This is a genomic window from Synechococcus sp. H55.11 (assembly GCF_047462475.1).
Taxonomy (GTDB): domain Bacteria; phylum Cyanobacteriota; class Cyanobacteriia; order Thermostichales; family Thermostichaceae; genus Thermostichus.
This window is the reverse complement of sequence record NZ_JANSJI010000308.1, coordinates 1-12865: the sequence shown is the minus strand read 5'-3', so window position 1 is coordinate 12865 and position 12865 is coordinate 1. Positions and strand designations below refer to the sequence as shown.

Genomic DNA, 12865 nt, shown 5'->3' with positions numbered 1-12865 from the left:
TGCGAAGCAGATACCTTGAGCTTGCAGGAGATAGTCAGGACTTGGGCCATGTCACAATTATCCGTCGTCCGCATTTCTCCCGACCCTGACCCTACGGCGGGGCTCCTGCGGTTTCTAGCTGATCCTACCTCTACCCATCTGGAAAACCCTGCCTGGCAGCTATTGATTGGCTCGGTAGAGCAACCCCAGCCCTACGGCCATACAGATCAAGTTGGGCAACCAAGCCGCCACCGCCGGTCCCAGCGTTCCAATTTGTCCCAGAGCTTGGGTGATGAACAACAGCACATAGAAGGCAAAGATAATCAGCACACTGATGCCCAACCCCAACGAGGAACTGGTGCGCTGCGGGCGCAACCCCAAGGGCGACCCAATGAGGGTGAAGGCCAGGCAGGCAAAGGGAATGGCATACTTTTGGTGGAGGCTGACCTGGAGGCGACGCACCCGCTGCAGATCTCCAGAGCTGGCGATCACCTCAATGTAATGGTTCAGCTCGCGAATGTTCATTTCCTCAGGGCTGCGGATCTCCTGAGCCAGCTCCAGCGGCGCCCGCGGCAGGCGCAGCTCCTGGCGGCTGAAGGTGGCGATGTTGCTGTAGGTGCCGTCGGGCGAGACGATGTAGTTGGTGCCCTCTTCAAACACCCAGAGGTTCTCCTGGGGATCCCAGCGCCCCCGCTGGGCCAGCAGAATTTGGCTGAGAGCCTCGTTGGAAAAATCGAGGACGATTACGCCGCGCATCTGCTGGCCATCGAAGCTGCGGGCATAGAACTGACGGGTTAGCCCTTGCCGGCGGGAAAAACTGCCGTCCGGCTCCGGCGCAAGGATCTCGCCAAATTCTTGGTAGAGGATATTCTCTCGCCGGAAGTCCGGATCCCGGTTCAAAGCACGGTTTAAAGTCAGGGCCGCCTGGCGGTTGCTCACCGGCACCACCAGCTCGTTGAACAGAAACGTCAACGTCGTCACCAACAGGCTGAGGATGAGAGCCGGCACCACCAGACGGTAGAGGCTCACGCCGCAGCCGCGCAGGGCTGTGATCTCGTTATCGGCAGACAGGCGCCCATAGGCCAGCAACGTCGCCAGCAACATCGACATCGGGAACGTCAAGACGATGATCCCCGGTGCCCGCAGCGCGAACACCTGCAAGGCTGCCGAAATCGATAACCCCGCCTCCACCACCAGGCGCACCAGCTCGAACAGGGATCCCACCGCCATCACCAAGGTTGTGAAAGCTCCCACCCCAAAGAGAAAAGGCAGCAGCATCTCCGAGAGGACATAGCGATCCATCAGGCCCACCGCACAAGCCAGGGAGAACGTGCTCGAGAGCTGACCGACTGAATGGGTGGGGGGTGAATAAAGTTTCACGAAACCAGATCCAGAACAAGCAGTAGGCTGATCCAGCCAGAGCAGCCGGAGGCTGTTAACGACTCTAGACCGGAACGTCGGCGAATGAAAGGTTCATGGCCTCAATCAAACAACTGCTGTCGAGCAAAAGTGAGTCTCAACCTAGAATTGGGCTTGACAGGCTGCTTTCAGAAAGTTGCGAGCATGGCTTCCTCTTCCCCCGATCTCAAAGGTTTGCTGGAAAAACTCCTGGAACTGCGGCAACAAGTTGTACAGGGATCCCAGACCTACTTGGCTGCTTGGGGCTGCTCTGGGGATCCCTCTCCCGCCATGCACAACCTGGCGCGGTATCTGGCTTTGCGGCAACAGGATCTGCGCAGCCTGCAACTGGAGCTGGCCGCCCTGGGGCTGTCGTCGCTGGGGCGATGTGAATCGCGGGTTTTGGAAAGCCTCGATGCGGTAATCGCCATTTTGGCCGCCGCTCAAGGGCTGAGTCATGAAGGACCCAGCTATGAAGCGTTTTACGCCGGGGATGCGGCCCTAGAGCAGCACACCGAGGCTCTCTTTGGCCCTCCCTCCCCCCACCGCCGCGCCCGCATCATGGTAACCCTGCCCAGCGAAGCTGCCGAGCAGCCGGAGCTGCTGCTGGAGTTGTTGCAACGGGGCATGGACGTAGCGCGAATCAACTGCGCCCACGACGATCCCTCGGTGTGGGAGAACATGCTGGCCCACTTGCGCCGGGCCGAAGCCCAGACCCAGCGGCGCTGCAAGATTTTGTTCGACCTGGCCGGCCCCAAGATCCGCACCGGCCCGGTGGTTATGCCTCCCGGCAAAGCCAAGGTGTACCGTGGGGATCGCATCCTGCTCACGGCAGCCATGCCGCCGGTCAACTCTGACATCTCCTGCCAGGTGGCTTGCACCCTGCCGGAGATTTTGGCAAACCTGCAGGTGGGGACAACCGTCTGGATCGACGACGGCAAGATTGGCGCCCGCGTAGTGGGGATCGAGCCGGCAGGCGTGGTGCTGGAGGTGGACAAAGTTGCTCCCCAGGGCAAGAAGTTGCGAGCCGAAAAAGGCCTCAATTTCCCCGATAGCCAGCTGCAGATCCGCCCCCTCAGCGAGAAAGACTGCCAAGACCTGGATTTTGTGGTGCAGCATGCCGACTTGGTGGGTTATTCCTTTGTCCAGCAGCCGGCGGATTTGCAGTTGCTGTTTTCCGAGCTGGAGCGGCGGCAGGCCCGGCCCGACTTGGGGTTGATCCTCAAAATCGAAACCCGACAGGCGGTGAAAAATCTGCCAGCTCTCATCGCGACGGCTGCTGATAGGCCGCTGGGGGTGATGATTGCCCGGGGAGATCTGGCCGTGGAGATCGGTTGGCTGCGCTTGGGCGAGATCCAAGAAGAACTGCTGTGGATTTGCGAGGCCGCCCATGTGCCGGTGGTGTGGGCTACGCAGGTGCTGGATCAGCTCACCAAAGAGGGCCTGCCCTCGCGGCCCGAGCTTTCCGATGCGGTGATGTCCGCCCGCGCCGAATGCGTGATGCTCAACAAAGGCCCCTATCTGCTGGAGGCGGTCGCCCTTCTTGACGAGCTGCTGGCCCGCATGCAAGCCCACCAGCACAAGAAAAGCCAACGCCTGCGGGCTTTGTATTCCTGGCAGTAGAGGAAGCTCGTTAGAGGCGGAACTTCTCCCCCAGGTAATACTTGCGCACCAAGGGATCCGCCGCCAGCTCTGCTGCCGTGCCCTTGGCCAAAATGGCTCCATCGTTGAGAATGTAGGCCCGGTCGGTGATCTCCAGCGTCTCCCGCACGTTGTGGTCGGTAATCAACACGCCGATGCCGCGATGCTTCAGCTTGGCCACCACCTCCTGGATATCCGCCACCGCAATGGGATCCACCCCCGCAAACGGCTCATCCAGCAGCAGAAATTTCGGCCCGTGGATCCCGGCAGCCAAGGCGCGGGCGATCTCGGCGCGGCGCCGCTCTCCCCCCGAGACCTGCAGGCCCAGGCTGTGGGCCACATGGGCAATGCGGAACTCCTCCAGCAGTTGGTTGAGGCGTTGTTGCCAAAGGCGGCGAGGCACCCGTGTCTGCTCCATGATCAGAAGCAAGTTGTCTTGGATGCTGAGGCGACGAAAGATGCTCGGCTCCTGGGCCAGATAGCCGATCCCCAACTGGGCCCGGCGGTGCATCGGTAGGTGAGTAATATCTTGGTCATCCAGCCAGACATGGCCTCGGTTGGGCTGGATCAGGCCGGTCATGATGTAGAAGGTGGTGGTTTTCCCTGCCCCATTGGGCCCCAGCAGCCCAACAATCTCTCCCTGCTGAATGTGCAAGCTGACGTCGCTCACCACCTCACGGCGGCCATAGCGCTTACAGATGTTTTCTAGGTAGATCTGCATAGGGCCGGCACAGAGTTGCTGATCAAGGCTTCCTATCCAATGCTTACGACAGCCTGTCACCCAGATAGGGATCCCGGCTGCCGTGGCACACCAGGTGCTCTCTTGAGGATGCCCCAAACCTGGTCCACAATCCAGGGGAGTGCAGGCAGTAATGGTTGCCCTCAAGCCAACCGGAGGAATCTTCGATATCCTCCCCACCCATCAAAATGGGATCGTTATGGGATCTGTGGCCTTGCCATGCTCCGCTGCCCAGCCTGCCATTGGCTAAACCCCGACTCCGATCGTCGCTGTCGCCGCTGTGGACACTTTTTGCGTCGTCGCTCGCTTCCTGTTGCCAGGAGCGGATCCCTGGCTTTCAGCCCGAGAAGGCCGAAAATCCGCTGGGATCGCGTCCTGGCTTCCTCAGCAATACTGGGGGTTTTGGCAGGGTTGGGGCAACTGTCTTGGCATGGGCTGCAGCCGCTGCTGCAAGATCCGCCCCCGCCCGGCGATAGCCCACCAGCTCTGGGGCGATAAGGCCACAACGTCATCGAGCTTGAGGGAATTTGTCAATCCGGGAGCCGAGGCAGACCTGTGGAGTGGTCGAAGCCGACGGATGCCACTATCATGTGACCAACCCAGGACAACCCCGCTCTGGCGGATTGTCGCCGTCAACCCTTGATGAGGCTTGGTCACCATGAACTTACATCTTAAAGCTGCCGCCGTTTTAGCGCTGCTGACCACGGCAGCCGTGGCCTCCACTGCCGCCGCCACAACCCCCAACGCCTGCTTCCTGCGCTATCTCATGGCTTCCCGAACCTGTCCCAACTGCCGCCTGGGATCCCTCGAGCTGAGCAACCTGGATCTGGCAGAGGCTAACTTCCAGGGTGCCGACCTGATTGAGGCCAATCTGGAGCGCACCCTCTTGACGGGCGCCGATCTCAGTCAGTCTTACCTGGTGGGGGCCAATTTGCGGCGGGCGCAATTGCGCGGAGCTAACCTGAGTGGCGCCTACCTGGAGGGGGCAGATTTGCGGGGCGCCAACCTGCGAGGGGCCGACCTCTCTTCTGCATCCCTGTACGGCGCCGACTTGCGGGGGGCCGATCTGCGCGAGGCCAATCTGGCTGGGGCTGACCTGCGCTTTGCCCGCACCTGGGGCGCACGCCTGCAGGGCGCCGTTCGGGAATAGCGCAAAAGGCCGAGATCAATTCTCGGCTGGCTCGCCACTGCCCACTTCCCCTCTCCTGCTCCGGGAGAGGGGTCGGGCCCAGTGCGGATGGCGAGACTCGAACTCGCAAGGCAAAGCCACACGCCCCTCAAACGTGCGCGTATACCAATTCCGCCACATCCGCTTCTAAGCCTAACCATCATAGCGGCAGAGGTGTGCAGTTGTTAAGGGCATTGGCCCTCTTGCATCCTGCCGCGGTAAGGTCAATCCTCCGTCCAAAACCGCTCCGAGAGATACTTGTCAGCCCCGTCGCAAAAGATGGTCACCACCACTCCGGAGGAAAGTTGACGGGCCACCTGTAGGGCTGCCACCACATTGGCCCCGGCAGAGATGCCCACCAGCAAGCCTTCTTCTAGGGCCAGGCGCTTGACCATTTTCTGGGCTGCTTCTGTGGAGATCTCGATGTGCTGGTCGGGCAGGGTGGGATCGTAGATCTCGGGCTTGAGGGCGGTGGCCATGTGCTTGAGGCCTTCTAAGCCATGAAAGGGAGAGTCCGGCTGCATGGCAATGATTTGGATATCGGAGCGGCACTCCCGCAGGCGCCGCCCTACCCCCATACAGGTGCCGCTGGTACCCAGCCCGGTTACAAAATGGGTGACCTGCCCCTGGGTTTGCTCCCAGATTTCTACTCCTGTGGTCTCGTAGTGGGCCTGCCAGTTGGCGGGGTTGCTGTATTGGTCGGGGTAGAAATAGAGCTCGGGGTTTTCGGCGTAGAGGGCGCGGGCTTTCTCGATGGCCCCATCGGATCCCAGGGCGGGATCCGTCAAGACCAGATCCACGCCGTAAGCCGCGAGGATCTTCTTGCGCTCCGGGCTGGCGTTGGCTGGCAGGGCCAGCTTGACTTTGTAGCCTAAGGCCGCCCCGATCCAGGCGTAGGCGATGCCGGTGTTGCCGCTGGTGGCATCCAGGATGATCTTGCCGGGGGTGAGCTTGCCCTGGCGTTCGCCGGCGCGAATCATGTTCAGGGCAGGGCGATCTTTGACGGAGCCACCGGGGTTGTACCACTCTGCCTTGCCGTAAACCCGCACCGATTCCGGCAAATCGGCAGCCACTCGCCGCAGGCGGATAAGCGGTGTTCCACCCACCAGCTCAATGGGGCTATCGACGGCAGAAAATAAGGGGCGAGAAGAAAATGCAGTCGGATACAAGGGGGATCCCTCGCTAGACAGGCATTGACTGGACAGCCATTGCTCATCTTATCCTGGCCTTTCTCGGCTCTTGAGGGCTTTTTCTGGCCCCTGGCCAGCTTTCCTAAAAACCTGTGGCTAGACTCTAAGATGGGGGTAGCAGGGCAAGAGTTCTGGACAACGGCACGATGCGGAGGGGCATGGCAGAAATCGGCATTGTAACCGCCCAGCAGTTCGACCGCCGACGGGGCCAGATCCACGTCTACGACGGTGAGGGCAAAGGCAAGTCCCAGGCGGCGCTGGGGGTTGTGCTGCGCTCCATTGGTTTGGGGATCGAAAAGGCGGCCCCCAGCCGGGTGTTGTTGGTGCGGTTTCTCAAGGGGCCGGGCCGCACCTACGCCGAGGATGCGGCCATTGCTGCTCTGCAGCGGGGCTTCCCCCATCTCATCGATCAATTGCGCACCGGACGCGGGGAGTTCTTCGGCCCGGACGAGATCACCAAGTTCGACCGTCAGGAGGCCCGCCGCGGCTGGGATGTGGCCAAGGGAGCTTTGGCGTCAGGATTTTACTCGGTGGTGGTGCTGGATGAGCTCAACCCGGTGCTGGATCTGGGCCTGCTGCCGGTGGATGAGGTCGTCAACACCCTCAAGCAAAAGCCGGAGGAGATGGAGGTGATCATCACCGGGCGGGGGGCGCCCAAGGAAATTATCGACCTGGCAGACTTGCACTCGGAAATGCGCAGCCTGCGCCGGGGGGCGGATCCCCAAAACGGCCAGCCCAGCGGCATTGAGATCTACACCGGCAACGGCAAGGGAAAATCCACCAGCGCTCTGGGTCGGGCTCTACAGGCCATCGGGCGCGGCATCAGCAAGGATCTCTCCCACCGCGTGCTGATCATGCAGTGGCTGAAGGGGGGAACGGGCTACACGGAAGATGCGGCCATTCGGGCCTTGCGAGAAAGCTACCCCGACCTGGTGGATCACCAGCGTTGCGGTCGGGATGCGATTGTCTGGCGAGGTAAACAGCAAGAAATCGACTATGTAGAAGCGGAGCGGGGCTGGGAGTTGGCACGGGCAGCTATTGCTTCCGGCCTGTACAAAACCATCATCTTGGATGAGCTGAACCCGACGGTGGATCTGGAGCTGCTGGATGTGGAGCCGATCGTGCAGGCTTTGTTGCGCAAGCCGCGCGATACGGAGATCATCATTACGGGCCGCTGCCATGCCCCCTTGCCCTATTTCGAGCTGGCCTCTGTCCATTCGGAAATGGTGAGCCACAAGCACTATGCCGAGCAGGGAGCCGATCTGCGACGCGGGGTGGACTATTGATGGGATCCTTCGCAGCGTTCTGGCAACCGTTGTCCCCAGCCCTGTCTGTTTTGGCTTGGCCGCCAGACTCCAAGATGCTGGCTCAGTCGTTGCTCAGCCTTTTCCAGACGGAAGTGTGGGTGGAGGGGGGGGAGCGCATTCCCGCCGGCCCGCTGGTGGTGGTGAGCAATCACCGCAGCTTCCTGGATGCGCCGGTGCTGATCGCGGGGTTGGATCGGCCAATTCGCTTTGCCTGTCATTACTACCTGTCTCAGGTGCCGCTGCTGCGGGAGGTGGCCCTGGCACTGGGTTGCCTTCCCCTCAAGCAGGGATCCCGGCAGCAAATCCATTTTTTTCGCCAGGCGCAGGCCACCTTGGCGGCAGGCGTGGGGGTGGGGATCTTTCCGGAAGGCGCGGAGCAGATCACCCGTGCGACCTCGCCTCAGGAGTTGGGGCAGTTTCAGCCGGGCTTTGCCCATCTGGCCTTGGCGGCAACGGTGGATCCCTTGCCGATTCTGCCGGTGGCCGTGTGGGCCCAGGAAGAATGGCGGGGGGTGGATATTCCCATGGCTTTCTTTCGCTGGTTTGACCCCAGCGAGCCCCGCTTTCAACAGGAAGGGGGACATCCGGTGGTGTTGTATCGGCGGGTGGTGCTCAGAGTAGGATCCCCCCTCTGGGTCACTGGGAAGCAGCGCCACCGATCCCGACGCGAACGAATGCAGGTGATTCAAGAGCTAACCGCAGCGGCCCGAGAACAGGTGCAATTGGGATTGGCAGGGAAATGAGAAAGTTGAGTGGCGAGCTGATAACCTCTAGCTTGATCTGCCCGGCAAAGGAGGCAGTTGGTCAGGAGCGGCCTCTGTTGCTGTACCTGCCCGGTATGGATGGCACAGGCGGGTTGTTTTACCGGCAGGCGCGGGCTTTGGAGCGGGAGTTTTGCATTCGCCCCCTGAGCTTGAACCACCCAGAGGCGGGAAATAGCTGGGAGACCCTGGCCGACTGGGTGGGATCCCAGTTGGAAACAGGAGCCTACTTGTGTGGAGAATCTTTTGGGGCCTGCCTAGCCTTGTTGGTGGTTGCCCGCTGGCCGGAACGGTGCCGCGGCCTTGTTTTGGTCAATCCGGCCTCGTCGCTGCGACGTCGGCCCTGGTGGTGGGCGGGGCATTGGCTGCTGCCCTTTTTGCCGCCAGGGCTCTATCACCAATTGTCGGAGCGGGGGCTGGGGTTTTTGGCCGAGCTCAACCAAATCGAGCCGCCGGATCGGGAGCGATTGCGCCAGGCCGTGCACAGCGTCCCGCCAGAGGTGGCTGCCCAGCGCTTGGCCTTGCTGGGATCGTTTGTCGTGGAGGAGCTGCCCCTGGAGTCGATGACCCTGCCGACGTTGCTGGTGGCGGGGGGGCGGGATCGCCTGTTGCCGTCGGTGCAGGAGGTGGGCCGGCTGGCGGAGCGGCTGCCCCGGGCGCAGGTGGAGATCTCGCCCTTGAGCGGCCACGCTTGTCTTCTGGAGCGGCAGATGAACCTGCGGCGTTATTTGCTCAAGCCAGATGGGGTTTTCGCCCCCCTGCTGCTCAATTCTGCTGCGAGCCGTTGAGAATGGAAAGGGCTCCCCACAGATCGGCTATCCGTCCTTGGCAGGAGCGATCTTTTCCTTCTCGATCCAGCCAAAGGGCTTTCAAGCCCGCTGCTTTGGCCCCTTGATAGTCTTCGCGGTGGCTATCGCCGATGTGGCAAGCGGCTGCGGGAGGGATCCCTTGGGCCGCCAGGGCAGCTTGGAAGATGCGGGGATCGGGCTTGGCATAGCCCACCTGGGTGGAAAGGGTGAGGCTGGAAAAGTAGGAACCCAACTGCAACTGCTGTAGCACCCCGGGCAGGCGGCTGTCGAAATTGGAGATCACCCCCAGCCGGATCCCTTCCTGTTGCAGAACCTGTAGAACCGGCAGCGTCTCGGGATAGAGCTCCCAGGGCCCCGCCCCGGCAAAGTACTCGAACAGGTGGGCAAAAAACACCTCAAACTGCCCTTCCCCGAAAGCAGCCAGGGATCCCACTTGGGCGAAGGTCTGGCGCACCACCTGCCGCCACCAGGCCCGCTCCCATTCCTGCAAGACGGATCCCGTCAAGCCTGGGCAGGCCGGAGTTGGAGCCTGGGCAAAAGCTTGGGCAAAGGCGCAATCCAACGCTGGGGGATCCACCCTCACCCCATATTCTGCTGCCACCTGGCTGTAAGCTTGGCCAACGCCGCCCCGCACCCGAAACAGGGTGCCCACCGCATCGAAAAAGAGCACCGTTCCGCAACTCATCATGAGTAGGTATCACCAGTATCACTGCTGGCTCTCATAGCGGTCGTAGGCATCCACAATCCGCTGCACCAATGGGTGACGCACCACATCCCGCTGGTCAAAGTAGCAAAAAGCAACCCCCTCCACCCCCGTCAGGATGCGCTCCGCAGCGGCCAAGCCCGACAGGCGATGCTTGCCCAGATCCGTTTGGGTGAGATCCCCGGTAACCACCATGCGCGACCGGAAGCCCAGCCGCGTGAGGGCCATCTTCATCTGCTCCGGGGTGGTGTTCTGGGCTTCGTCCAAAATGATGAAAGCATTGCTGAGAGTGCGCCCCCGCATGTAAGCCAGGGGCGCCACCTCGATGACCCCTTGTTCCATCAACTGGGGCAGCTTGGCCGGGTCGATAAACTCGAACAGGGCATCGTAGAGGGGCCGCAGATAGGGATCCACCTTTTCCACCAGATCCCCCGGCAAAAAACCCAACTTCTCCCCCGCCTCCACGGCAGGGCGAGTGAGGATCAAACGCTCATATTCCCGGTTTTGCAGGGCAGCAATGGCTACAACAGCGGCCAGATAAGTTTTGCCGGTGCCTGCCGGCCCGATGCCGAAGCAGAGGTCGTGGGCGCGAATGGCTCGCACATACTCCTGCTGGCGGGGCGTTTTGGGCCGGATCAGCTCTCCCTTGCGGGTGCGGGCCAACACACCTGCTTGCGCTTGCTGATAGGCCGCAGCCTCCTGGCCGGAGAGGGCGCGAAAAGCTTGCTCTGCATCGATCACCGTGACAGGGTGTCCAGTTTGCCAAAGCGGCTTCAGCAATTCTAGCCACTGCCGCACCTGCTGCCGCTGCTGAGGGGTGCCTTTCAGGTACAGGTCTTGCCCGCGCAGCGTTACAGAAGCCCCACTGAAGCGACTGATCCACCTCAAGTTGGCCTCCTGAATGCCCGCCAAAGACATGGCCTGTTGAGGATCGGACAGAGAGATAATTTCGAAATCGGTGGGAGCAGAAGTGTCGTGCATGCCGTGGGCGCCGGGCACCCCGCGAGACTTGTAATGGTGATCCTATCAAAAACGGCTGTCAGAGCGCTCTGGGTTCGGAGAGCTGCTCCAGAGACCAGATGAGCGCAAGAGTGCTTAACAGGGGCATTGCACAAATTAATGTGTTTTGGAATACGAGTTCCCAGCAGATCTGCGCTGAGTAAGGATCTGGGTTCTGGCTTTGGTCGGCAGTCAAGTCGTGGGGAATTAACAGATTCCTAAGGTTCCCTAAAAAAGTATTGCAAAGGCCTATTTCTCTGGGAATAGCCGCCATCCATCAAGTAAAGTTGACCTATTGACGTAAGGAGCTTGAACCCTCAATCTCTTGCCCGATCGAGCAAGAGCCTGAGGTTTTCAACCCCGATGTCATAGTTCATCTGAGATTCTCCACCAAGCAGCAGGGAGAGGAATAGGTTTGTCTTTAAAACCTTTCCCCGGCTTCATTTTTGGGATCCCTGTAAGCTCTCTACAGATCCTCACTTCGGGAGTCATTTTGAAAAAAAGGAGAGATAGATGTCTACCCAATCTGCGTCTGGTACTCTAGGGTTGCCACAACTGGATTTAACCCAAATTCCACGCCAGATCGCCTGCGATGGCAGCGACTTAGACTGGAGCCAAGCTCAAGTGATCGAAGGCACCCAGCCCCAAGAGGAGAACTTGCAGGGCTGGATGGCTTTCTCTGACCTGCGGGTCAATCAAGAGGCCGGCAATATCCTGCACTGGCAGGGGCGTCCGCTGCGGGCCAGCCGCATCCGCTTTTTCGTGAAAAATGTGGCCTGGCGCTACGGCTTTTCTTTCTCCACCAGCATCCGCTCGCCCCTTGGCAAAGGGATCCCGACCCCGCCGGAGTGGCGCTACCCCGGTCTTTGCCGCTACGGGCTTGTGGTGTTCCAGCCCAACGCCCAACTGGTGGCCCATCAGGTTTGGGAATCCTCGCCGGAGCAGCCCCAAGAGGTAGATCTGGATCCCAACTTGGATATTGCCTTCAACGTCAACGATGCCAAGGGCAGCTACGGCGACAACAGCGGCAGCTTCGATATCTACGTGCAGGTGGTGAGCTAGGGCCGCCCAAGCCCAGGGGTTACCTCCAGGAGGGATCCCGACCGTTCGCGACAGCGGGACGGAGTTCTTGCAGGCCCAGTTGCCGGGCGGGATCCCATCTTCTACAATAGGTGAGCTGGCGGCTGGATCCCAACGGAGGGTGTCTCTGCCGCTTTGGAGAGGTGGCTGAGTGGTCGAAAGCGGCTTCCTGCTAAGAAGTTACGGGGCCCAAAAGCTCCGTCGAGGGTTCGAATCCCTCCCTCTCCGTTTCTGCAGTTGACCCTTGGCGGCGGTTTCACTGCTTTTTGGGTGTTTATGTGGCAAGCGTGGCTGCTGAGTCAGTGGGGAGTGGCGCTCTGGCTCAATCTGGCCTTGGTGGCACTGGCCCTGCTGAGCCCCCAGAAGGCGCTGACGCGGGCGGGAGTCCTCCACGCAGGCCTACTGGGTCTGTTGGTGTGGGGGGGGCTGGGGTGGCGGGGCTATGCGGTGGTGGCGGCCTATTTTTTAATCGGCACCGCCGTCACCCGGCTGGGGATCCGGCGCAAGCAGGCGCAGGGGATCGCCGAAAAGCGAGAGGGGGCGCGAGGGCCGGAAAATGTCTGGGGATCCGCTTTGACCGGGGCAGTATGCGCGGTGGGCTACACTTTCTTGCCGCATCCGCTGTGGTGGTTGGGGTATGGTGCCAGCTTTGCAGCGAAATTGGCCGATACCGTCAGCAGCGAGGTGGGGAAAGCCTACGGACGCCAGACCTTTTTGATCACCACCTTCCAATCCGTGCCGGCGGGCACAGAAGGAGCCGTGAGCCTGGAGGGATCCCTGGCAGGGGTGGCGGCAGCGGTAGGGATGGCCACCTTGGCTTGGGGGATCGGTGGGGAGTGGGTAAGAGGAGACCCGTTTTGGCTGGGCATTTGCTGTCTGGCCGGGATCCTGGCCACCTTGGCAGAAAGCTGGATGGGGGTGGTGTTGCAACCCCGCCTGGCCTGGATGAGCAACGAAGTGGTGAACGGCATTCAAACAGCCCTAGCAGCTCTCCTGGCCGTGGGATTGGGAGCGCTTTTGGGGATCGGATCCTAAAAAGGGGCCCCTCACCCCCAACCTCTCTCCCTGAGGGATGGCCCTCACCCCCAGCC

At 61.0% G+C, this 12865-nt stretch carries 13 protein-coding genes and 2 tRNA genes; 9 read left to right on the top strand and 6 right to left on the bottom strand.

Annotated elements, in window-relative coordinates; all coding sequences use genetic code 11:
• Positions 1–159 precede the first annotated feature (159 nt).
• On the bottom strand, positions 160–1359 hold the full coding sequence (locus NW853_RS12260) for an LptF/LptG family permease (RefSeq protein ID WP_414349141.1): 1200 nt from the start codon (positions 1357–1359) through the stop codon (positions 160–162).
• Between the two features lie 183 nt (positions 1360–1542).
• Here NW853_RS12260 and NW853_RS12255 point away from each other — a divergent pair, with 183 nt between their 5' ends.
• A complete protein-coding gene (locus NW853_RS12255) occupies positions 1543–3000 on the top strand; it encodes a pyruvate kinase (RefSeq protein WP_414335288.1) in 1458 nt (485 codons plus the stop codon).
• Between the two features lie 10 nt (positions 3001–3010).
• On the opposite strand, the gene lptB is transcribed toward NW853_RS12255, so the two are convergent.
• Complete coding sequence (gene lptB, locus NW853_RS12250) at positions 3011–3739, bottom strand: LPS export ABC transporter ATP-binding protein (protein WP_414335290.1); 729 nt, start codon at positions 3737–3739, stop codon at positions 3011–3013.
• 237 nt (positions 3740–3976) lie between these two features.
• Here lptB and NW853_RS12245 point away from each other — a divergent pair, with 237 nt between their 5' ends.
• Both NW853_RS12245 and NW853_RS12240 read left to right on the top strand, forming a co-directional pair.
• Positions 3977–4255 (top strand): hypothetical protein, encoded by a 279-nt coding sequence (locus NW853_RS12245; protein ID WP_414349140.1) that lies wholly within the window; start codon positions 3977–3979, stop codon positions 4253–4255.
• Between the two features lie 160 nt (positions 4256–4415).
• Entirely contained in the window at positions 4416–4907 is a 492-nt protein-coding gene (locus NW853_RS12240; protein WP_414349139.1) for a pentapeptide repeat-containing protein, read from the top strand.
• An 82-nt stretch (positions 4908–4989) separates the two neighbouring features.
• Here the strand turns inward: NW853_RS12240 and NW853_RS12235 are convergent.
• Together NW853_RS12235 and NW853_RS12230 are read right to left on the bottom strand one after the other, a co-directional pair.
• A tRNA-Leu gene (locus NW853_RS12235) sits at positions 4990–5070 on the bottom strand.
• A 79-nt stretch (positions 5071–5149) separates the two neighbouring features.
• Positions 5150–6094: a PLP-dependent cysteine synthase family protein gene (locus tag NW853_RS12230; RefSeq protein ID WP_414335294.1), complete on the bottom strand. Its 945-nt coding sequence runs from the start codon at positions 6092–6094 to the stop codon at positions 5150–5152.
• 179 nt (positions 6095–6273) lie between these two features.
• Between NW853_RS12230 and NW853_RS12225 the strand changes: the two genes are divergently transcribed.
• The 3 genes from NW853_RS12225 (at position 6274) to NW853_RS12215 (ending at position 8971) form a co-directional block, all read left to right on the top strand.
• Positions 6274–7401 (top strand): cob(I)yrinic acid a,c-diamide adenosyltransferase, encoded by a 1128-nt coding sequence (locus tag NW853_RS12225; RefSeq protein WP_414335296.1) that lies wholly within the window; start codon positions 6274–6276, stop codon positions 7399–7401.
• Between the two features lie 74 nt (positions 7402–7475).
• Positions 7476–8165, top strand: a complete 690-nt coding sequence (locus tag NW853_RS12220; protein ID WP_414335298.1) for a lysophospholipid acyltransferase family protein — start codon at positions 7476–7478, stop codon at positions 8163–8165.
• Complete coding sequence (locus tag NW853_RS12215) at positions 8162–8971, top strand: alpha/beta fold hydrolase (RefSeq protein ID WP_414349138.1); 810 nt, start codon at positions 8162–8164, stop codon at positions 8969–8971. Before NW853_RS12220 ends, NW853_RS12215 begins: the two co-directional genes overlap by 4 nt.
• Here the strand turns inward: NW853_RS12215 and NW853_RS12210 are convergent.
• Complete coding sequence (locus NW853_RS12210) at positions 8949–9680, bottom strand: HAD-IA family hydrolase (protein ID WP_414335301.1); 732 nt, start codon at positions 9678–9680, stop codon at positions 8949–8951. The genes NW853_RS12215 and NW853_RS12210 overlap by 23 nt on opposite strands.
• 18 nt (positions 9681–9698) lie before the next feature.
• Positions 9699–10676, bottom strand: a complete 978-nt coding sequence (locus tag NW853_RS12205) for a PhoH family protein (protein ID WP_414335303.1) — start codon at positions 10674–10676, stop codon at positions 9699–9701.
• Between the two features lie 531 nt (positions 10677–11207).
• Here NW853_RS12205 and NW853_RS12200 point away from each other — a divergent pair.
• The 3 genes from NW853_RS12200 to NW853_RS12190 all read left to right on the top strand — a co-directional run bounded on the left by NW853_RS12200 (position 11208) and on the right by NW853_RS12190 (position 12809).
• A complete protein-coding gene (locus tag NW853_RS12200; RefSeq protein ID WP_414335305.1) occupies positions 11208–11756 on the top strand; it encodes a hypothetical protein in 549 nt (182 codons plus the stop codon).
• Positions 11757–11911: 155 nt separating this feature from the next.
• A tRNA-Ser gene (locus NW853_RS12195) sits at positions 11912–12002 on the top strand.
• A gap of 48 nt (positions 12003–12050) precedes the next feature.
• Entirely contained in the window at positions 12051–12809 is a 759-nt protein-coding gene (locus NW853_RS12190; protein WP_414349137.1) for a TIGR00297 family protein, read from the top strand.
• The last annotated feature ends 56 nt before the right edge of the window (positions 12810–12865 follow it).